Origin of the sequence: Burkholderia sp. BE12 (genome assembly GCF_002959955.1) — a bacterium.
Taxonomy (GTDB): Bacteria; Pseudomonadota; Gammaproteobacteria; order Burkholderiales; family Burkholderiaceae; genus Burkholderia.
Genome location: NZ_PREY01000058.1, coordinates 1 through 21021, shown reverse-complemented (window position 1 = coordinate 21021; position 21021 = coordinate 1). Strand labels below are relative to the sequence as shown.

Genomic DNA, 21021 nt, shown 5'->3' with positions numbered 1-21021 from the left:
AGCGAGTCGGTCCCACCCCTTCCCATCCCGAACAGGACCGTGAAACGACTCTACGCCGATGATAGTGCGGATTCCCGTGTGAAAGTAGGTAATCGTCAGGCTCCCTAAGCCAGAAACCCCCGCCCGAAAGGCGGGGGTTTTTGCATTTCGGCGATGGAAATTTCCGATGTGCCTGATGTGGGTCGCAGCTCGTCCTGAAAGACTATATGGCAGCGGACCTGAACGACCTGGCCGTTGCGCTTGCAGAACAATCGTCGCTTGTCACAGTTACTAACGGTGCGGAGTATCGGGCACCGAGCATCCAGGCGGACAGTGGCCTGTGATGCCCGCCGTGAGCAATGCGCCGATCACATCGAGCATCTCGAAATATGGAAAGTTCGCGGGATGGCCAATCGGCATAGGTATGAAAGCGTCGCGATCCACTATGACGCTTTTTGGGTGATGACCTTCATCGTCCGAATCTCTCTAGAAGCGGCATCGCGGTCTCAGCGGCCAGATCCTGATCGTGCTGCTGCCTGCGGCGGTGATGACGGTTGAGCATGCGCCGTCGGTCATGAGCGAACTCGTCGTCGCGAGGCATAACGCGCCGCTGATTGCGTACACCAAACGCGGACACTTTGCAGATCGCGGCCACCGAGGCATACTGTAAATATATACAGTTCTCGTCGTACCTCCGGTTGGACTGGCGGAATCCTCCAGTTCGGCGCTCTCGGATGCTAGAATCGTCGCATGAAAACCACGTCCAAAGTCAGCAAGGGAACGCCCGCGCACTTCTCAGGGCATGAGACGTTTCCCCTTCGCCAAATGTGGCTTAAGAAAGCCTTCGATCAGGCTGTCGACGGTCGCGCAATTCACAAATCCACCTTCGCGGATGAGACGGCAATCGCCGCTTTCGGCGTCGGCAAAAACATGGTCGCCTCCATTCGACATTGGGCTCTAGCTTGCGGCGTCATGTATGACGCCGGGCCTGATGAGTTCCGCGTCGGAAGCCTCGCGATGGAAATACTTCAAGACGGAGGTCTTGATCCTTATGCCGAGAACCCTTCGACGGCATGGCTAGCCCATTGGCAACTCGCGGGCAAATGCTTTCGCTCGACTACGTGGCATTGGCTGTTCAATCATGTGACCGCGCCCACCTTCACGCGTCAAGAACTCGAGGAGCCGTTGAGCCGCTACGCGCGCGAACTCGACGCAAAACATCGACTGTCCGCGTCGACAATCTCGCGAGACTTGGAAACTTGTCTGCGAAGCTACGCGCCGCGCGCGGCCGGCGGATCGCCGGAAGATTTCGCTGAACCACTCTTAGGAGAGTTAGGCCTCTTGCAAGAGGTACATAAGGGGCAGTACGCGTTCCGACGCGGCCCTAAAGCGTCTCTGCACGATGGCGTCTTCGCCTATGCATTGGTCGATTTCTGGGACCGTGAGGCTGATGGCCAGAGTGCTCTAGCCTTCGAGACCGTAGCCTATGGTGAAGGGTCGCCCGGTCGAGTCTTTAAGCTAGACGAAGAGTCGATCGCGCAGCGGTTGTTGGCGCTATCCGACTTCACCGCCGGGAAGCTAGCCTGGACTGATTCGGCAGGCCTTCGTCAAGTCCACCGCAAACCAATCTCAAAAGAAGACCGTAGGAACCTGATCAGGCGCGCGTATGAATGAAAAATTGGAAAAAAGACTGTCGGACATCGTTCAGATATCGCGCCAATATCAACGCTCAATCCGGGTTGACGCAGATATTGGACGAGTCGACGCCCTCTCCGGCTACATCTGCCATGCCACTGCTGGCTCGGTGGTCGACGTCATTTGCGAGCAACTCTCGGGCACCAACCAACGTTGCTTCACTTGGACGGGACCCTTCGGCGGTGGCAAGAGTTCATTGGCCGTCGCGTTAGCGAGCGCGTTGCATCCCGACAAGAACCTTCGGGCGAAAGCGCGCCAAGTCTTGCACCTGAATTCCAAGCCCGCTTTCGACATTACATTCCCCGTCCGCAAAGGTTGGTTGATAGTACCGGTTGTGGGCCGGCGCGGCAGCGTCGTCGCCGCACTTCATGCTGCGCTCCGGCACGCAGAGGGCAGGTCAGTAGACGGCCGGAGCAAGCCGAACGCCCAATCGCTAATTGCCGAGCTATTCGAAGAGGCCAAAAATCGCCCGCATGACGGCGTGCTAGTCATCATTGACGAGATGGGCAAGTTCTTGGAGGCTTCCGCCTTGGGTGCGGGAGACGATGTCTACTTCTTCCAAGAGCTCGCCGAAGCCGCCGCTCGTTCCGAAGGCCGCCTGGTGGTCGTTGGTGTGTTGCATCAGTCCTTCGCGCAGTATTCGGCCCGCCTGGGCATAGACACCCGAGACGACTGGGCCAAGATCCAAGGCCGCTACCTCGACCTTCCTTTTGTGGCCGCGAGCGACGAAGTCGTCGAACTCATTGGCCGAGCGATTGAGGCCAAGGAACGCCCGCCTTGGATGCGCGACGCTTCCGAGCGCATCGCCGAGGCGATCCGTTCGCGCCGGCCCGCAGTGGGGCAGAACTTCGCCCGGGCCTTGGAGGCCTGCTGGCCGCTGCACCCGGCCATGGCCGCGCTGCTGGGCCCGATCTCCAAGCGACAGTTTGGACAAAACGAGCGCAGCACGTTCGGCTTTCTGTCATCAGTAGAGCCGCATGGCTTCCGCTCCTATCTAAACTCGACGCTCAAGAGCGATGCGAGCTGGTATCGTCCGAGCGACTACTGGGACTACCTGCGGTCGAACTTGGAACCGGCGATCCTTGCCTCCCCCGACGGGCATCGCTGGTCGCAGGCCGTCGAAGCGGTCGAGCGGGCCGAGGCCAAAACGGGCGATGCGTTGCTCGTATCGCTGATCAAGAACATCGCTGTCATCGATCTGTTCCACAACGGCTCCGGCCTCGCAGCCGACCCCGCCGTGATCGGTGCCCTTTTCTACGACAAGACGCGCGAGGAACTCAACGCCGCATTGGAAAAGCTCAGCTCGCTCAAGGTCGTGCTATTCAAGAGCTACACCGGCGCTTGGTCGGTGTTCGAGGGCAGTGATTTCGACATCGACGCGGCCATCGCCCAAGCCCTAGCTGCCTCGCCCGGCATCGATTACGCCCGGCTCGGGCAGCTCATGGGCCTACATCCAGTAGTTGCGAAACGGCACTATCACGAAACGGGCACCATGCGCTGGATGGAGCTCTCTATTTGCAGCATCGAGCAGGCCGAAAAAATCGCCTCCAACTTCCAACCGAAAAAGGGCGAGTTTGGAGCGTTCATCCTGGCTCTCCCGAGCAAAGGTATGAGCCAGCGGGCCGCTAGCCTTCGAGCGGCGGACTGCTCAAAACATCGTCCTTGGCCTGTCATGGTGGGCATCCCAACCAACCATGCCCGCATCACCGAGCTCTCTGCTGAGCTGGTGGCGTTGGAACAAGTCAAAGAGAGGCATGAACTTTCCGGCGACGCCGTCGCCCGTCGCGAGGTCTACGCACGGTTAGCGGCGACGCGGGCCGACCTTGAGGACCAACTGCAAGCCGCGGTGTCGCGGGCAAAGTGGCACAAGGGCGCCCATCAGATCGTAGAGTCGGGAGAGAAACTCTCCCCCGAGTCGTCCGCACTCGCCGACGACCTGTTTAACCACTCGCCTCCGGTGTGGAGCGAATTGGTTAACCGCGACAGTGTGTCGAGCAACAGCGTTAAGGCGCGCCGCGACCTGCTGCACGCGATGATAAACGCTGAAGGGCAAGAGGCCCTGGGCTTCGAGGGCTTCCCGGCCGAGCGCGGCCTCTACGAGACGCTGCTCAAAAGTACGGAACTTCATCGCGTCGACGCCTCAGGCGCATGGCGTTGCATGCCCCCTAGCGATGGTTTCGCCGAGGGCTTCGCGGCGCTATGGGACGCTACACGCGCCCTCTTTTCCGACGCCAGCGCCCGCGTGGGTGTGCACGAAGTCTACGCGCTGTGGAGCGCGCCGCCCTTCGGCATGAAGCGGGGCATCCAGTCGGTGATCCTCACGGCTTTCCTGCTCGCTCACAAGGCCAACGTTGCGGTCTACAAGGACGGGATGTTCGTGCCACGGCTCACCGACTTCGACATCGACGAGTGCCTGCAAGATCCCGACCGCTTCTCGCTGCGTTGGGTGACCATCGATGAGGACAAGAACCGAATCCTCGATGGCATCTCCAAACTCTTAGCTGAGATCGGCGAAAACGCTGGCGCAGCCGACCCGCTTGAAGCGGCCCGCGGCTTGGTGGCGATGATATTCAACTTGCCCGAATGGGCTCGGCGGACCTCGCGACTGGGGCAGACGGCCAAGGACATGCGTGACATGCTCCTCAAGGCCAGCGACCCGCATAAGGTCCTGTTCGTCGACCTTGCGTCGCTCTTGGGCGCAGTCGACGGCAAAGCCTACGTGAAAGCGCTGCGCGCACCGCTACAGGAGCTCGCCAGCGCCTACGGCAAGATGCTTGCCGAAGTTGAAGCCAAGATGCTCTCCGCGCTCGGCGCGAGCCGCGATGACCTCGATGCGCTACGAGAGCGCGCACGCTCCGTCTCCGGCATCTCGGGCGACCTGCAAATGGACGGTTTCGCCACGCGCCTTGCCAACTTCGACGGTTCGCGGGCCTCGCTCGAAGGCGTACTAAGTCTGGCGACAGATAGGCCTCCGCGCGACTGGGTGGATCGCCACATCGATGCGGCGATCTTGGAGCTCTCCAAGTTCGCGCGGCGCTTCCGAGAGGCCGAGGCCTTCGTGGCCGTGAAGGGCCGCAAGGCTCACAGTGAGGCCATTGCCGTGGTCATCGGCGCGGGCTCGGACACAAAGACCATCTCGCGCTCCTTCGCGATATCGGACCGCCATCGCCAGACGGTGGAGACCAAAGCCCATGAGGTCGCCTCGATGCTGGAGGAACAAGGGCTGGAGACCGACGTATTGCTGGCGATCCTGGCCAAGGCCGGGATGAAGCTGGTATCCATCAATAAGGAGACGTCCAATGGCTGAGCGACACGTTCTGGGGATTTCCGGCGGCAAGGATAGCGCGGCGCTGGCTGTTTACATGCGCGAGCATCATCCCGAGCTCGACATCGACTACTTCTTCACCGACACCGGCGAGGAACTGCCCGAAGTCTATGAATTCCTAGGGAAGCTCGAAGGCCGGCTTGGCAAGCCTATTCTGCGGCTGAACCCCGATCGGGACTTCACTTTCTGGCTGCGCCAATATAACCACTTCCTGCCCAACCCCAACACACGGTGGTGCACCCGGAAGTTGAAGCTGGCCCCCTTCGAGAATTGGGTAAGGCCCATGCTCGCTGCGGGTGATAAAGTCACGTCCTATGTAGCCATCCGTGCCGATGAGGACTACCGCGAAGGTTACTCGGCCAAAGCCGACAACCTATTCGTGAAACTGCCCTTCCGAGAGGCGGGCATCGACAAGGTCGGCGTGATTGACATCCTGGAGAACTCCGGCGTCGGCTATCCCAAGTATTACGAGTGGAGATCGCGCAGTGGATGCACCTTCTGCTTTTTCCAGCAGAAGATTGAATGGGTGAGGCTGCGCGAACAGCACCCCGAAGCCTATGAGGCTGCCAAGGCCCTTGAAAAGAACGCCTTGGAGCATGGCTCGCCATTCACTTGGTCCAAGGACGAATCTCTCAGCGACATGGAGCAGCCTGAGCGCGTGGCGGAGATCCGGGCGGAATACGATATTCGTCGCGAGCGCATGCGCAAGGCCATCCCCATCAATCCGCTGCGGCCCGCGAAGGCCTGCCCGGACGACATTGACGACATCTATGGAGTCGATGAGGGCAACGGCTCCTGCGCGGTCTGCCACAAGTAACCGAGGAGAGGGTGGAGCAAATGAGCGCGGACGATCCGAAATCCAATCTTCTTCATTCCTGCCCCATTTGCTCCAAAACTCGGAGAGTGTCCGAGCACCTGGTCGAAGTGAGCCTCGCCGCGAGCTACCTCGGGAACACGTCTTTCTACAAAAGCGAACATGGCACGGCGACTATCCGAACTAATACGATCGGAGATTGGTTCCAGTTAGCCGCTCAGCTTGAAAAGGTCGAGGTCAACACATGGAAGTTCGAATCCTCCGATGCAGGCCTTTACTGCGGGACGGTTGCTGACAACATCGACGCGCATTCTGAGCACTACACAAATCATGCCACAGCACTCACTCGCTTCGTGTTCGTATGCAATGGGCTGGAAGAGGCATATCGCTTCATCGATCATCGTTACGGCCCGCTGTCGGCTGTCAAACGCGTAGCAAAGAAGGATCTCAAACGCACCAGCAGCATGCGGGCCGTAGCGCTTCTCGATGATCTTTTCGAACGAGTGGGAGCACTGGCCGCCCCTCAAGATTTCGAACACCACTGCAACAACTTCATCAGCCTTTTTAATCGATATAAAGCTGAACACAACTCATCAGTCGGAGGGATAGAAGCCGGTACCGAGAGGCTTCCTTCGTTCGCGCTTCAACTCGTGCGCAATCTTCGAAATCATGTAGCGCACGGGACCTTCCCGTTGGGGCCGCCAGCGGATTATGGCGGCTATGAGGACAGTGAGGAATTAGTCCTCATGCTCAGGCATGCGTGCCGAGTTGCAGCCCTATACACGCAAATCATCTTACGCTGGTTCAGCCCTGGATTCGAGTCCGATGACTACAACTTCATGCAAGGCTACGGCAAAGAGTTCGACCGATTCATCGAAAGATGCACTCTCGAATACGTCCTCGACTTGCATCGGCAGAGTGACTTTGCTCTTCACCAGGACCACTACGTTATCGACGATGATGAAGATGATGTGGAAGTCGTCGTCATTCGGCCAGGACAAAAGCTTGGATAGTACGCATCGCCGCAATGCCTCTCACTCGTAACTCGCCCCGAACTTCTGAGGGTGCTTCAGAATTAGCGTCGTCGAGGGTAAGATCACAGCCAGATGAACGCGCTCCCCCAGCCCGTGTCTGCCGAGCAGCGAGCGTACGTCATCGGGTTCGAGGTGTTCATTCCGTACTGTTAGCAAGGCATCGGCGAATCTCACTAGTCCAGCGACAACAGGTAATCGACGGCTTCGTCGAGCGTCGGGAAAACGCGTTCGGAGCACTGGCGAACCATCTCGAAGTAGCGGCGCACCGAGGGATTCTCGACCTGGTCGACCAAAAAGATCCGTTTGCCTAAGGCCTTCGCGAATCCGACCTCCAGCGCCAGAGAATAACCAGCCGGGTTGGATGCCTCCATGTTGGCCAAAATGATGTTGGACTGGCGAACAGCCTCCAGGTCCCATCGTGTGTATTCGGCGGGGTCTTGAATGTTGTGAGCACTGGGATCGAGCAGCTCAAACGATTCGGCCAAGCGCGCGGCCACTAGAGCCTGCCAATTCGATCTGAACCCGCCGGCCAGGTATATCTTCCTAAGGGGTGGTGGGGCTTTGGCCAGCATTTGCGTCCTTCTTGAATTTCAGCTCGGCGATAGCAATAGAAAAGGGAGTTGCCATCGCGCGGTTGTAAAACACGTCACCTTGCTTGAAGAGCGTCAACGCCATACCCAAGAGCAAGAGCACCTGCGCAGACCAAGGGGCCGCATTGGCGTAAATGAACAGCAGCTTGGGTGAAAGCAAAGAGCACGCCGCAAAGTCGAGCGCGAGAATCGCCAAGGCGGTCCCTACGCCATTGCATAGAAGCGAGATGAACATGAACCTGCGACCCGCCGAAGCAGCCTCAGCGGAAACCGAGAGCGCTACGCTACGCAGATCGTTGTAGCCCCAATCCATCGCACCTGCTCCGGCCTGCTGGGCTTTAACCAGCTCAACGAACCACTCGTAAGACTTCCGCGTCTTCGCCTTAGCTTCGTCGAAAGGTTTGGCAAGTCCGACTTTGGAGAGCAGTTTCTTCACGATCTGGTCGTGAAGGGCAAGCAACGCGTGACCGATTGCGAAAAGGACACCCGCGAACGTAAGGGCAGCCGAGGTCGTGTCGCCGAGCTTGAAGATCGCTTGGAGCTGAACCGGGCCCAAGTGCATGAGCGCCAGGCCGACCGTCAAAACGGCGCCGGGCACCCACGCGCCGATCAGGTCGTTAAAAAACTTGGCGATCGCGTCTGCTGCTTCTTCGACCTTCATTCACTGCCTCCCTCCCTTACGTTGTCTTCAGCTATTGCGGCCACAGCGGCCTCGATGTCCTGATCCGACAGGAACGGGGCTTGCGCGAAGACCAAGCCCTGCTCACCGTTGAGCTTCGCGGCCAGGTGTCCTCGTCCGAGCAACAGCTCGGCGCCCGGCCGGTCCAGCGCAATCTTTGATGTCGCCTCGCTAGACACCTTCAAGATTAGACGGTTGCCTAGGTTCTCGCGAAGCTGCATCGGCATCACGTCCTTATCGGGGCGCTGGGCCGCGAAGATCAAGTGGATGCCTGCGGCACGTGCCTTAACACCCAGACGCTGCACTGCCGCGCCCACCGCGCCCTTGTATGCGTCGTCGAGCATCCAATCCGCGAACTCGTCGTGGATCAGGAAGACCATGGGCAGGCGTTCCGCTGCCGAAACCTTGGAATTGTAGGTCGGCAAGTCACGCGCGCGGGCTTTGGCAAACGCTTTGTAGCGGTCCTCCATCTCCTGTACAAGCGCTGCGAGCACCTCACTCGCCTTCTCTTTGGTGGTGACGATCTCGTCGCGCATATGCGGCAAGTCAGCCAACGGAGCGTAGTCGACACCCATCTTGGGATCGATCAAGATGAGCTGCGCCAGCTCCTTAGGGTTCGTCGCGGCAATGTCCAGAAGCAGCGCCTGGATCAGCACCGATTTGCCGCTTCCCGTGGCACCGGCCACCAGTGAGTGCGGCTCATGTGATGAAAGGCCGCCGAACTCAGCGCCGAGGTTCAGATACAGCAGCGCGCCGTTGATCTCTTGCAGGCCTAAGAGGAAGGACGTGTTGATGCCGGCGACGTTGCGGTTTAGCTCCCGACGAGACCACAGCTCCCAGAGCGACACGGCTTGACGCTTAGCCCCGGCGACCGTCACCACGATTTCGCCGGGCTTTGGCTGAACCGTGACGAGGTTGATAGCGTGCGTCGTCAAAAGCTGAGTGCGCTTGTTCTCAATGTCTTCGACGCGCAGCCGATCGGACCCGGCCAGGCGCACTAGGCAGCCATTGGGAGTCAGCCGTGTCCCAAGTATCGCGGCCTGGAATCCGTAGCTGTTGAGCGCAGCCTTGAGCTTCTTGCTGACGTCTTGGGCCCACCCCTCTCGCTCCGCGTCAGCTTGGGCACCGCCCCCGAACTTGGCAGCGACGAGGTCCGCGAGAGCCGAGCCGAAGCTTGCGACTGGGAGGGCCTGGGGGAGTGAGGCCGAAGCCGGCACGTTACCACTCGCTTGGACCGGGCTTTGTGCAGGAGGCGGAACCTGTTGTACCGGAGGACTGACCTCTCTCGTGGCGACGTCGTCTGATGCTTCTGACGTGGCAATTTCGCCTGTGCCATTGGCGAGCTGCCCCATGGCCGCCAGCCACGGCACGCGAGGCGCGGGCTTCTTGAAGTTGTGGCCGGACCAAGGCTCGTGGGGGCCGAGGCCTGCGCGCGCTTCCAAGCTTCCGGCGTTCTTAGCATAGGCCTCGACCAGCTTTCTCAGATCCCCTCGATCGAAGACTTCTTGCCAAGCTTTGACACCGCTCTCGTCCAAGATGATCTCTTGCTCGGAGGCCGATCCAGAGCCGGCGTCAGAAGTATGGATGTAGACTTGAGAGTAGCCGCGCAGCGAAATCGCTACATCGCCCTCGCGAAGCTTCGCGCGAGCTCGCTCCATCAGGCCCGTCATGCCCGGCGGGATGTCAGCATCGATGAGCATGTCGGCTAGGCGCGCGAGCCACACGTCGCGGTCGAGCCGACCAGGGTCTCCAAAGAGCGCCTCCCGGAACTTGTCCAACGTCTGCAGCAACTGATCCTTCGAGCTTCGGCGCGCTGCGGCCAATCCGTCGGCTCCAACGTATTTCGACTCAACGATCGAGATGATCACGCGAATCCCCTCGTCCTTCTCCTCGATGTTGATAGCCAGGATGTCGGCGATGCGGCTCTCCGGCTGCGAAAGCCAGCTCGCGTAGTCGTCGAGCAGGAAGTAGGCTGTCAAGACCTGACCCCCGCTCGCCTGCGCCTTGAACTCTTCTGCCAGTAAATGTCGGCTGAGGACCAGGCCGATCATTTCGCCAGCGGAGATGCCGCGCTTGGCTGCGCGCAGCACGATGTCACCGGAAACCGATAGCGCATCGCGCTTGGCCTTGTCCGCAGCGTTACCAACCTCCTCTGCAGTGAGCGGGAGCTTCAATTCTTCGAGACGGCGGCGCACCAGCACGCCAAGCAAGCGCAGCTCAGAAGTCGAGCTTACGATCATGTTGCGGCCATTAGTTGAACCGCGGCGGTAGCGGACGACCGTGATGCCGTTGTGCTGGAGCTGACGCTTGTCAAGCAGCTCATCGTAAGTGGCGACCCATTCGGCCAGGCCGTGGGCGTCCTTAATCAAGGCCGCCAGATCCTGGCTTTGCAGGGAGATGCGCCGAGCCGGAAGGAGGCGCTTGTCGGGTACCGCGTCGGTCTGGTTGCAGACGGTGGCTACGGCAGTGACGTAGGACCATCCCGACGCTGTCTGCCACGGGCAAGTCAGGAACGTGGTCGATTTGAGTTCGTCCTCGCCAGAGACGCTGCGGTAAGACCAGCGCGAAGGCGCATGCTCCAGGCTCGGGCGATCGTTCGTCCAAGCGACGGGCAGCCATTCCTCCTTGGCCGAGCGGGCGACTACGTCATGCAAGAAGGCCACGTCAAAGGCTTTGAAGCCCTGCGTGCTCTCGCTGGGGGTCGACGAAATCGGCGAGACCGCGATGCGCAGCTTCGAGATGAAGTTGTCGCTGGTCTCGCTAACCACAGGCAGATCTGGATCGTCGCCTGCCTTGTTGACCAACTCACCATAAACACGGCGAAGTTTCGCTTGGTCAACGTGACGCACCGTCACGCTGCATTGGAGTTCCCCATCCTCTTGGATTGAAGCTAGCTCGCGCACGGTAGCCAGCGGCAGGTCGGCCGCGTCTGCGTTGTAGAGCACCACGCTAAGGTTCGAGGCTTCATGGGGCTGCAAACCGACGTAGCGCTCCAAAAGCTCGCGGGCCTGTTTGGCTGCGGCGGCCGGGTCCACGTCAGTCATAGCATCCTCGTCGCCGTGGATAGGCGCCTCCAGCAGGCTGTATCCGTTGACCGTACTGCTCTCGCTCACGAGTTTCGGCGAGCCGCCTTTGCTAAGGACCGCAATCTCCGGATAAAACGGATGCGCGATCTCGTCGGCAAGCTCGCGCATGAAGATGTCGCGGTCCCCGTAGAGGATGCTGCCGCTTGAGAGCAAGTGGGTGGCAAAACCTGCCACGCGGCGGGACTTTACCCCCAGAGCCTTCATGCGCTCCGGGTGCCACGGCGGTATGATCAGCGATGGGTTGTCGCCGGCCACACGCACCGTGCCCACCGCGAGAACCTCGGAGACCAAGCGAGAGCGGCATACATCGCCACGGGCGTGGGTCGCAAGGGTCGACAACAGCTCCCCGAAGGACTCCGCCTGGCGCATGACGGCCTCACCGTGCAGCCCAGTGGAAACGAAGTCCTCCATCGCCTTAATGTAGTCTTCCTCAAACCTGTCCCACGCGCTTCGAACCTCGTCGCGCTGTGCAGGGGTTAGGTAGCCGCCATCAGCCAGTTTCTTGATTTGATCTTTGATTTCTTTCCGCAGGCTGCGCAGCTTGTTGCCCGCCGGCACCAACGAGCCCGCGTCAGTCGAATAGGTAGCCTCCAGGGTACCAGTGTCCAGAAGCGACACGTTTTGCACCCCCCCTTTCTTGCTCACCAGGCGGCGCGGGACTTCCGTGCAGCCGACCGCTCCCTTGTCCAAGAGCCGGCGCATATCCGCGATCATCGACAGGCCTATCGAGGTGGGTTTGTAACTCCACAGAAGTTGTATCTTGCTGATCTTCGTTTCGACGCCGTCGACTACCTTTAGCAGCTCGACATCGAACTTAATTTGCAAAGCCTGCCGAGAAAGGGAATTGACGGCTTTGAACTTCTTATTGCGACTCTCGGCGATCTCGCGCTCCTTAGCGATGAAGCGCTCGAAATCGAACAGAGGGTCCGGCAAATCGGCTGCGGTCATGCGCGTGACCTTCCAATCTACCTTGGTGCCCATCAAGTGCGACAAGCCACGATACATCGCGGAAAAGAAGCAGCCCGCGTCATGGTTGAAGCGCTCCCGCCACTCGGTTCGGCCCTTGTTGACAGTGAAGCGCAGAATCCGCTCACCATCGGCGTCGTCGAGACCAGCATGGAGGTTATTGACCACGCGCGCGAAGCCGTCGAAGAAATCGTTGCACTCAATGGGTTTGCCGAACAACGCCTTTTCCCAGCGCGACAGCAGCTTGATATCGCGCTCCAGGAAGCGGCGGTGGGTGGCGAAGAACTCCTCGTCCTCTGGCATGAAATCAGCGCGCCGCTCGCGCGACTTCAGGTCTTCCAGAAGCTTGCGGCCTTCAGGCGACAAAGCGTTCTCTTCGTCACAATCGTGGTCAAAGAAGCGCAGAGTCGTATCAGCTAAACCTTGTTGCTTTTCTTTGGGCTTGTCGAAGGCTAGGTAGACGCCTTCGGACTCCCATTCGAACTGGGCGAGTGCCTCAGCAGCCTCTTGGTCGCCCGCCGGCGCCGCCGCGAAAGCCACTAGGGCAAGGCGCGCGCCTTCGTCGATCTCGGCGGCATTGGCCTCGATGCGCTCGGTCAATTCATCCGCGTCAAGCGGCTGGCCGTTCTGGCGAAGCTTTCTTAGCAGTGGGGCGCGCTGGGACAAGAGCTTCACAAAAGCCTTCTGCCATGGGCCGCGCGTGGGCCCGAACGTCTTCGCGTTAGAGAAATAACCACTGTCCCTAGGCAGCCCCGCCCTCGGCAGCGCATAGCCCACCGCGTCGCGGATCGGCAAGCCGCGGATAGAGATGGCTTCAACGATCGCAGCACAAAACTCGCCAAGCTGCACAAGAGAGGGCTCCCAAGCGTTAAGCAGGCCGCCGATGGCCGCCTGGAAGACCGCTCGGTCGTCCGCGACGGGCGAAAGACCTCCGGTGTGAAGCGCCGCGTCCACCCAAGGCTGGGCCTCGGAACGCAACTCCTTGGCTCCGATGGGCGAGACGTGAGCAAGCGTGTCCGTGAGGTTATGCTCGCTGCCGCTGGCGGTGAGAATCGCCTCCTTCTCGGTCTCAGCGTTATTGCGCACATAGCCGGCGTTCTGCTGGATCAGGACCCCTGGCGGCAGGCCCTGTCCCTCCACCAGAGCCTCGGGAATCATCAAATCCATCCGGGCGAACAGTTCGGGCTTGCCCATGACCGAACGCACCACGGCGGCGACTTGGCTAGCCGATAGCTTGTCGAGTCGGAAGAGCGCGACGGAATCCCCCGCTTGCGCGGGATTGGCGAGGCGCTCGGCAAGGACTTCCGCGCCGACGCGCCCTATGATGCGGTCAGTCAGCATGCGGCCTCCACCTCAGAGAAGAACGGGTTTTCAACGAACGAGCATGAGTCCGAGAGCCTGCGCACCAAGCCCAGGCCCACAAGCCGGGCCTCCAAGTTGTCGCGGTTTTCGCTGAGTTCCGCTTGGTCGATGGATTTGGCCTCCAGTAAGCGAGAGCCCTCGGCATCGCCGATCACAAGGCCATAACGGCGATTCGCCTCGACCAGGAATTCGTCGAACTGCATGCGATCGCCGACGATCGCGATTACGATGGATTTGAGCAGACGGTCATTGGGCGCGTAGCGATGTCGCCGGGAGAGCCTGCGCGAGCTGAGTCCAATGGCGCGCGACCAAGCCGCATGGATTTTCCCGACATGCTCGCCGTGCCGCAGCCGCGCAAGGTCCACAAGTGTTGATACCAAGTCGTCCGAGTTACGGCTTGCATAGCCCTCGTCATCCTTGTTATCGGAAGGAGGCCACTGGAAGGCCTCCCGCAAGAGCTTTACGCGCTCGATGTCCGTGGACTCCACAGAGCCAGCGTCGATCCAGGCCTTCTCGCGGCGGATCGATTCGATGTGCGCGCGAATCGCCCTCTCGGGGTAGCCTTGGTTGGCCTGATAGCTGTCGCCGGAGAGTGCCCTGACCTTGCGACTGTCTTTGGAGACAATCTCGCAGACAAACTCGACCGCCTCGTCGTCACCGGCGACCCGCTTAGCGCGCTCCAAGAAGTAAAGCAGCATGTTGAGGCCAGTGATCGCGATCAAGTGCTCCAACGCGTCGTAGATCGGTATGTCCCTTGACAGGATCGTCAGCCAGTCCTCGCAGATCTGATCGAATCGCGGATTAGAGGCTTCCGGCAAGTAGCCGGACACGCGTGGCTCGTCCGGCAGTTGCGGCGCACCTTGCAGCGCACGGGTGAGCCGATTCATCGGTGCCGAGCGCTCGAAGAGGCGCTTGGCCAGCAGATCGCCGAGTTCGGCGCCTTTCTTGGCACGGGTAAGCATCAAGTAGAGCAGCTCACCTGTGCGCGCGAAGAAGCGCCGGTCGTTACTCATATTGCCCTTCGCATCGATCTTCAAGTCCTCGTAGAGAGCATCGGGACCGAAGGGAAAGGTGAACTTCGAGCTCCAGCGCTTGTTGCTGCGCGACTCGAAGGACGAAGAGCGCAGCAGCTCGATTGCCTTAGCAAAGTCGTCGAAGCTGGTGAACGCCTGGCGCAGGTAGCCGATGTCACTGACCGAGTCGCCGTTGCCTGTCTTGCCTTGGTCGAACTTGTCGAACCACTGGCGCCACTTCTCCTCGTCGGGAAGCTTGCTCTCCGCGATGGACTCAGCGTAGGGGTTGTTGAAAAGCAGGCCGCGCAGACGAATCTGCCGCTGTGGCTTGAATTGGACTGCGCCGCCCAAGCCCTCGTGCGGGCGCAGCGGCTTGTCCAAATTAGACCCCAGGACGCCCAGGAACTCCAACACCGTCAAATGCGGGAGCTGTTCGTCGTAGAGACGATGCCCCCAGATGTTCTCGTCGACACAGAAATCGACGCCCTTGATAAAGGGCCGCTTGATGGTCTCGCTCATGCCGGGGCCCTCACAGTCAGGGGGAGGGTCAAGCCACGACCTCCAGGTTCGATATCTATAAAGTCGAGCGTCATTGCCGCGTCATCGCCGCCGACTTCGTCGTCGTCCGCAACACCGTTCTTGCGGACGGTCTCCGCCTTGCGCAAGAGCTTCGCCTTGAAGGCCAGCAGGTCTTCGAGGCACTCGTTGGAAAAGCTGGCCGGCAGCGCTCCTTCCGCGACGCGCGAGAGAAACTCATGCCGGATGGGTGTGAGGTCGAAAGCAACGGAATTCCCCGGGCCGGCCGAGAGAGACACATCGAGCTGTGGGCGGCCATTCTCCAAGTCGAGCTTCATTGCCATGCCAACTCCGCCGAGTCGGCGCGAAGGCGTTTCATGGTCGCAGACAACGCTCACCCGGCTTTGCGTGAAGCCTCCGGAACTGGCGATGAAGAGACGGTCAACGTTTTCCAAAAGCAAGCCAGTCATGACCCGGTTGAGCCCCTTGGCGATGCGTCCGCGAATCGTCTCGCTCACAGGCGTCTTGGCCTTGAGCGATTCAATCATATCTAGGTAGTCGCCTGCAAAGTGAAACGCGGTCATCGACCAGTGGGGGTAGCTGATCTCTGCGTCCGGCAAAATGAAATAGAGTCGGCGCCGCTGCCCCTCAAGCATCTCCAAGAACTCGAACGAGCCGCCCTCCAAGCGCGCGTCTTCGTGCCCTTCCAAATAAGCGTCTTGAGCAGCACGGAATGCAGAGGTAGCCCCGTAAACAGAATCACCACCCACCAGGCGTTCAAAGTCCGACTGAAGGCGGGAATCGTCCTTGCCATACACCAAGAGGCCGTCCGCCGCATTGGTGGTCTCCTCGCCTACGCCGAAGCCGGCCATGGCCTTAAAGACCGGTCGGTCGGATATTCTTCGCTTCGGCAGGTTTCCTCCGAACGCATTGGCATAGACGCTTGCCTTTTCAATCTGACCACCATCCTGAATTTTGGCCACATCCGCACAGGTCATCAGATTCTCTTTCGCATCCCTGGCGTCGGAGTAACCGAGAACCATGTTTGAGCACAGTGCTAGCAGATCGCGCACAGGAAGATGCAGGCCGTTGAGCCGTGCTATTTCAATTAAATCGCCCAAGCGACGCGCAAGCTGCCCGCCATCGGATTCGCCTAATAGCCTACGGCGGTTTTCGTCGATCGGGCAAACCTTGTCAGCAGCCTTTAGCGAACAACGCCTACAGTTGTCCCACTCCGGGTGGCCTGCCACCGCCTTGGCGACTTCGTCGAGCGTCTTGCGGCTAGTTGTGCGGCTGAGGTCGAACACGGCGAGCCGATTGGGCGCCGGGCCCGCTTGCAGAAAACGCTCTTGCAGGGGCCTTCGAAGTGGATGGACCCGTTCTTGGCGCTTCTCCAAATTACGCAGACGATCCAGTAGTTGGCCGTGATTGGCGGCGAGAATCACTACTTCAGAGTCATCGTTCCCCAGCACCGATTTCTCAAGCCGCAGAAGCGGCAGATCGCTCTCCTCGCCGTTGAATTCAGATAGGTCTTTGATGAAAACAGCTAACCTGCCGTCGGCGAGCGGAAGTTCCTTGCTATTGCCTTTAGCCGACCAGACCTTCGGATCTCCCCCCAGTCTCGTCCACAAGGCACGGCAGTGATAGGTCTTTCCGTCGCCCGCAGTACCGGCGATCAGCATGGAACCGGGTGTCTTGGATTCGATATGCTCGATCATCGACTCGAGCATCGGCGTCGATAACCCAATGGGTTGAATCTTCGCCCGTGCCAACGCCCCCGCCACATACTCATCGAACATCGTTAGATTGTTAGAGGTCGGGCCATAGCTTCGAAGAAATTTAACCCAAGCTGCCGCCGGCAGCGCGACGGGAGTTTTCTCCCCCTGTTGCTCATAATCTGTCAAGTTGGTCCCCCTCGGTATCGGTCTTGTTCGGATCTCCGTGCGATGCCGGCCCAACGTCCCTAAGCCATCGCAGAGCCGCAAACGCAACGGAGTCTATAGCTTCGCTAACGGTGAATTATGACTGGTGAATGCGGCACAGTAGCAGGAGCGCGTTTGGACGGGCGATTGCTCGTGTCGCGTAGGTACACGGCACGCAGAAATCAGAGGCGCGAAGCCCCCACATGCATTTCGAATCAATCCGACAGCCCAGTGCATTTTATTGATGTGCAACCCAAAATTCTTTCGCTCACTTTCCGGCTTCTAGCTAATCAAACTCGCCTATCGGCTCATTCCGCAACTACTATCTCACGCTGTTCCCAACCGGTATGCCGTAATACGGCAGCGTCTCGGCCGTAGTGGTCAAGACTCAGCCCCGGTGCTCGCGCCCTGCGCTGCGCCAACAATCGCGCAGACGCAACGGCTCACGGTCAGCCCCCGCGAATCATCATACTTCATTGTCCGCCCGTTCCCAGCAAACTCCTCGAGGCCACCTATTGACATGAGCTAATCGATGCGACGCCGCTTCGGCACAACGTTTCCACCGGGAGTCTCGACCATATCGACTACTTGCCGTGTCGGCGTCGAGCTGTAGCTGATGTGAATCGGACGATCTCGATCGTAAAAGTACAAGCGATCAAATTTCACGTTACCAATAATCCATTCAACTACCATTTTCATATCCTCGTCTTCCACGACAAAATCGCACGCCGCTCCGAGACGTTCGCAAATGTATCCACCGCGACGCGTTCTCTCGTGCGCGGCATGCTGGTCCAATTTCGGCGAAATTCGTCCTTTGATGTGAGAGGCCAGTGCAGGTGAGCAAAAGCCAAACGTCAGCTTCACCATGCCGAAGTAGTCAACTACAGGATCAATGACATGATGAGCAAGATCAAAAAGCGCGTTGAAGCTTTCCGGTTCAAGCGGCATGTTACCGATGTCATGCGCTGCCTGCGTTTCCCCGCATTCGATCAAATCACGAAACGTGAGATAGCGCCCACACTTTTGATCTAGCGGCGGAATTGATCTTGACCGGATCAACTTGTATCCATCTACAGCTAATCGCATTTCATTCAGCTTAGCATCGAAGGTCGCAACGTCCGGGCCGTAGCCGCTGAGATCGAAGATACCCAATTCCTCCAAATTTTCTTCAAACAGTACTTGTTCAGAGTAGGACGGCAACTCTTCATTGAGGAAGCGCGACTTCCTGTAGAGGTATGGCGGAGGATACAGTTCGCCATAGTCAAAAATCGTTAGCTCTTGCTTACGCAAATTTATTTTCACGCGTTGAGTCATGCGCGGCAAAGGCGACCCATAAAAATCGTCGAATTTCATCATGGTCAACTTCCCGGACCGAATGTGGATTTTTAGTAAATCTGCGCTGGTGACATCGCCGTAAAGTAGCGTACCGCAACCAACATATGCGCGCAGGATCGGGGGAAGACGCTCCACAAGGTCTGTATGAAGCTGCAGCGACTCACCGCCCTCTAGCCATCCAATACCTTGCTCCGCCGCGCGGACGCAAGCATCTGAAATTTGCTGTATGTCAGCCAGACTGAACAGTAGTTCTCGGCCCGCAGACAGCGCCGCGGAATAACCGCCGAAGAATACCTTCACATCAACCTGAAGCTGCTGTTCGAGCTCGCTGTATGGCGGTCGCTTGTCGAATTGCAGTAACGCGAAGTACACGCGAAGATCGTCTGCTCTCGAGGCCGCCGCGCGCTCAAGCATATTCGCCGCATCAACTTTCGTTTCTTTGAGAAACCGCAGGGCAGCTGCGTATGATCCGAACGCGCGAAGCTCTTGCTGTAGTCCCTGCATTTCCGGCCTAACGGGGTCGCGACCAAGAGCCAGACAAAGTCGCCACAGTTCATCAAGGGCATTCCGGTGACGTTCGTAAAGCAGCGCAGAACGATCCGGAGGAGACTTGGTGACAGTGCCACGGTCTGCATGTCCCTGAGCCATGATGCGCGTCGGTCGGACGGGAGGCATGATCTGCCTACTACTCTTGACCCGACTAAACCGAAAGCGCTGCTCCTGATATTTATCCTTGAATACAAAAAATACTCCGGGCCCCACCGCAACCGCATCATTCTCTGTGACGCGATCGATGAATTCCTTCAGTTCAGATTGGGAGTAATATTTCTGGAATGTATTTCGTGATGTTAGGACGCCGTCGCCGTATGGAATACCACGAGCGGAACCCTGATTTTCAAGCATCGCGGAGACGACAAGGATGTCGTCCGAGAGCGAATATGATTTCCTCAGGGCTAGCTCGCGTTCATCTACGTTTTCTATCACGTTTATGACAAATCCGAGATTAACAATTGATGCCCGGGACAACGGCTGGTCATTCGCATAGTGTGGGTCCCAACCCGCGGCCTCAATGCCTAGCCCCTTGAGCCCTCGCACATCGTCTCCACGCCCACACCCATAGTCAAAAAGCGAACGCGTCCCGTCGAGAAATCCGAACCGTGAGAGCATTTGTATCGGTGCCGAAAAGCTGTAGCGAGACAATGCAGTGCGATGACGTTCTATAGGGCCAGGTCTGTTTTCACCTTCCGTATCATCGGACTCCTCATTGGCTATGGGAACGAGCGTGTGGTCGACGAGACGATAGCCTCGTTGCTTAATGCGTGCGCAGAACGCCCGTTGGAAGCCAATACGAGTCGGATCGTCAAATAGTCCGATTTGTTCGGCTGCCAGAGTCAGTTGCTCAAAAACCGACCGCTGCGGATGATCGGCCGCAATGAGCAGCTCCTTTCGATGCAATATCGGGGGATTAATTGACGACTCGTAGCTGCGAAATCGATACGTCTGCAGATCAAGGTCGATAAACCAGCTGCGGTACAGTGCCGGAAACGCCTCACCGAAGAAATTCGGGTAGTCGAGGAGCGACATATCCGACATAGAATGATCTAGCCTGACAACGTTGAAGTCGCTTCCTACCGTGAGCCGCGTCAGCGCAATACCTTTCTCGACGTTGCATCGCACGGTCTCTGGGAGGTCTTCCAGAAGTGACACGTGAAAATATACATCCCGTGCCACGAGCTTTCCGATATTTGTGTCGAGGCGCAGCGCAACGGTTTCCCTCGTCGTTGTCGAGCTCATGTCCTTAACTCTCAATATGGAGATCGCATAAGGCTCTAGCGAGCAGTGCGGGAGGTGAATCGTAAGCCCACACCAGGGAAGCTAGCATGCTTGGGGCGATGCTTCCACGGTGCCGTGGCGTTCCGCCGTGGCACTTACGCAAGGTGCAAGGCATCGACAGCGTTAAAGCGCCCACCAACCCCACTAACCCATACTTGCGTATTGAGCCAACTTTTGCTAACCTATATGAACTTTTTGGTGCACCGTAACTAACTTCAAATGGCTACGCAACTACCCAAGGTTACTGATCCGAATTTTCGCGCGGCGCTAAAAGAGGCGCGCCTTGCCGCCAACCTTAGCTTTCGCGAGCTCGCGAAGCGGGCGGGAATTCATGAGGTCATGCCGTCGCGTTACGAGAACGCGGAGCACAGCAACGCCACTTTGCCTGGCCTGAAAACATGGGAAAAGCTCAATGAAGTTTTGTTTCCAGACAGCCTCCCAGTCGCCGATGTCGACTCGCCGCCAACTGTCACCACCGCCAGATGTGCGAGCGGAGCACTACCTAATGTTCGCTTGCTTCACGACGCTCCTATCGACGAAATCGTCGCCGAGCTGAAGCGGCGCGGCGCGGCGTCCGTCTCGATTAACTGGTGACCCCGACGCTGCCAAGATGAAGGCAGACGTTGGCAGAGATGCCCGCATATTATTGAATGATGTGGCGGCGACGGCCGCAGCTCACAAGAGAACCACACATAGGGGAAAAGGCCATGAATGAGCCAGTTGTCAACACTGAAGCAATTCCCGGTGACCTGCCCCCGGTTTTAGTCCGAACTGCAGTTAGAGTCCGAGGTTAAAAACTGCTGTTTTGCATCGTGCGCCCGAGCGAACTGCGCAGGCGTCAGATAGCCGAGCGAACTATGAGGCCGCTCGGT

General features: G+C 58.7%; 11 protein-coding genes and 1 rRNA gene. 6 read left to right on the top strand and 6 right to left on the bottom strand.

Annotated features, from left to right (window positions below; all coding sequences use genetic code 11):
- From rrf to C4B30_RS35500, 5 genes are all read left to right on the top strand, one after another.
- A 5S ribosomal RNA gene (gene rrf, locus C4B30_RS34120) occupies positions 1 to 101 on the top strand; the annotation flags it as partial.
- Between the two features lie 628 nt (positions 102 to 729).
- On the top strand, positions 730 to 1653 hold the full coding sequence (locus C4B30_RS34115; RefSeq protein WP_105133633.1) for a DUF4007 family protein: 924 nt from the start codon (positions 730 to 732) through the stop codon (positions 1651 to 1653).
- Positions 1646 to 4981, top strand: coding sequence for an ATP-binding protein (locus tag C4B30_RS34110; protein WP_105133632.1), 3336 nt, complete (start codon positions 1646 to 1648; stop codon positions 4979 to 4981). The genes C4B30_RS34115 and C4B30_RS34110 overlap by 8 nt, the downstream gene beginning before the upstream one ends.
- A complete protein-coding gene (locus C4B30_RS34105; protein WP_105133631.1) occupies positions 4974 to 5816 on the top strand; it encodes a phosphoadenosine phosphosulfate reductase family protein in 843 nt (280 codons plus the stop codon). Before C4B30_RS34110 ends, C4B30_RS34105 begins: the two co-directional genes overlap by 8 nt.
- A gap of 20 nt (positions 5817 to 5836) precedes the next feature.
- Positions 5837 to 6826, top strand: coding sequence for a hypothetical protein (locus tag C4B30_RS35500; RefSeq protein ID WP_158683584.1), 990 nt, complete (start codon positions 5837 to 5839; stop codon positions 6824 to 6826).
- Between the two features lie 194 nt (positions 6827 to 7020).
- Here the strand turns inward: C4B30_RS35500 and C4B30_RS34090 are convergent, their stop codons facing one another.
- From C4B30_RS34090 to C4B30_RS34065, 6 genes are all read right to left on the bottom strand, one after another.
- The gene (locus tag C4B30_RS34090) at positions 7021 to 7419 is read right to left on the bottom strand and encodes a nucleoside 2-deoxyribosyltransferase domain-containing protein (RefSeq protein WP_105133628.1); all 399 of its coding nucleotides are present in this window, start codon (positions 7417 to 7419) and stop codon (positions 7021 to 7023) included.
- A complete protein-coding gene (locus C4B30_RS34085; RefSeq protein ID WP_105133627.1) occupies positions 7391 to 8098 on the bottom strand; it encodes a hypothetical protein in 708 nt (235 codons plus the stop codon). Before C4B30_RS34085 ends, C4B30_RS34090 begins: the two co-directional genes overlap by 29 nt.
- Positions 8095 to 13509, bottom strand: coding sequence for an FtsK/SpoIIIE domain-containing protein (locus tag C4B30_RS34080; protein ID WP_105133626.1), 5415 nt, complete (start codon positions 13507 to 13509; stop codon positions 8095 to 8097). The genes C4B30_RS34085 and C4B30_RS34080 overlap by 4 nt, the downstream gene beginning before the upstream one ends.
- Positions 13503 to 15062 (bottom strand): hypothetical protein, encoded by a 1560-nt coding sequence (locus tag C4B30_RS34075; RefSeq protein ID WP_105133625.1) that lies wholly within the window; start codon positions 15060 to 15062, stop codon positions 13503 to 13505. The genes C4B30_RS34080 and C4B30_RS34075 overlap by 7 nt, the downstream gene beginning before the upstream one ends.
- Positions 15059 to 16963, bottom strand: coding sequence for a hypothetical protein (locus C4B30_RS34070; RefSeq protein WP_199779104.1), 1905 nt, complete (start codon positions 16961 to 16963; stop codon positions 15059 to 15061). The genes C4B30_RS34075 and C4B30_RS34070 overlap by 4 nt, the downstream gene beginning before the upstream one ends.
- Before the next feature lie 543 nt (positions 16964 to 17506).
- Complete coding sequence (locus tag C4B30_RS34065) at positions 17507 to 20110, bottom strand: DNA phosphorothioation-associated putative methyltransferase (RefSeq protein WP_105133623.1); 2604 nt, start codon at positions 20108 to 20110, stop codon at positions 17507 to 17509.
- A gap of 258 nt (positions 20111 to 20368) precedes the next feature.
- Between C4B30_RS34065 and C4B30_RS34060 the strand changes: the two genes are divergently transcribed.
- Positions 20369 to 20743 (top strand): helix-turn-helix domain-containing protein, encoded by a 375-nt coding sequence (locus C4B30_RS34060; RefSeq protein WP_105133622.1) that lies wholly within the window; start codon positions 20369 to 20371, stop codon positions 20741 to 20743.
- Positions 20744 to 21021 lie beyond the last annotated feature (278 nt).

Excerpts from the sequence above, each read along its gene's own strand:
- C4B30_RS34060 (WP_105133622.1), top strand. The coding sequence starts at position 20,369 with ATGGCTACGCAACTACCCAAGGTTACTGATCCGAATTTTCGCGCGGCG.
- C4B30_RS34110 (WP_105133632.1), top strand. The coding sequence starts at position 1,646 with ATGAATGAAAAATTGGAAAAAAGACTGTCGGACATCGTTCAGATATCG.
- C4B30_RS34085 (WP_105133627.1), bottom strand. The coding sequence starts at position 8,098 with ATGAAGGTCGAAGAAGCAGCAGACGCGATCGCCAAGTTTTTTAACGAC.
- C4B30_RS34065 (WP_105133623.1), bottom strand. The coding sequence starts at position 20,110 with ATGAGCTCGACAACGACGAGGGAAACCGTTGCGCTGCGCCTCGACACA.
- C4B30_RS34090 (WP_105133628.1), bottom strand. The coding sequence starts at position 7,419 with ATGCTGGCCAAAGCCCCACCACCCCTTAGGAAGATATACCTGGCCGGC.
- C4B30_RS34115 (WP_105133633.1), top strand. The coding sequence starts at position 730 with ATGAAAACCACGTCCAAAGTCAGCAAGGGAACGCCCGCGCACTTCTCA.
- C4B30_RS34075 (WP_105133625.1), bottom strand. The coding sequence starts at position 15,062 with ATGAGCGAGACCATCAAGCGGCCCTTTATCAAGGGCGTCGATTTCTGT.
- C4B30_RS34080 (WP_105133626.1), bottom strand. The coding sequence starts at position 13,509 with ATGCTGACTGACCGCATCATAGGGCGCGTCGGCGCGGAAGTCCTTGCC.
- C4B30_RS34105 (WP_105133631.1), top strand. The coding sequence starts at position 4,974 with ATGGCTGAGCGACACGTTCTGGGGATTTCCGGCGGCAAGGATAGCGCG.
- C4B30_RS35500 (WP_158683584.1), top strand. The coding sequence starts at position 5,837 with ATGAGCGCGGACGATCCGAAATCCAATCTTCTTCATTCCTGCCCCATT.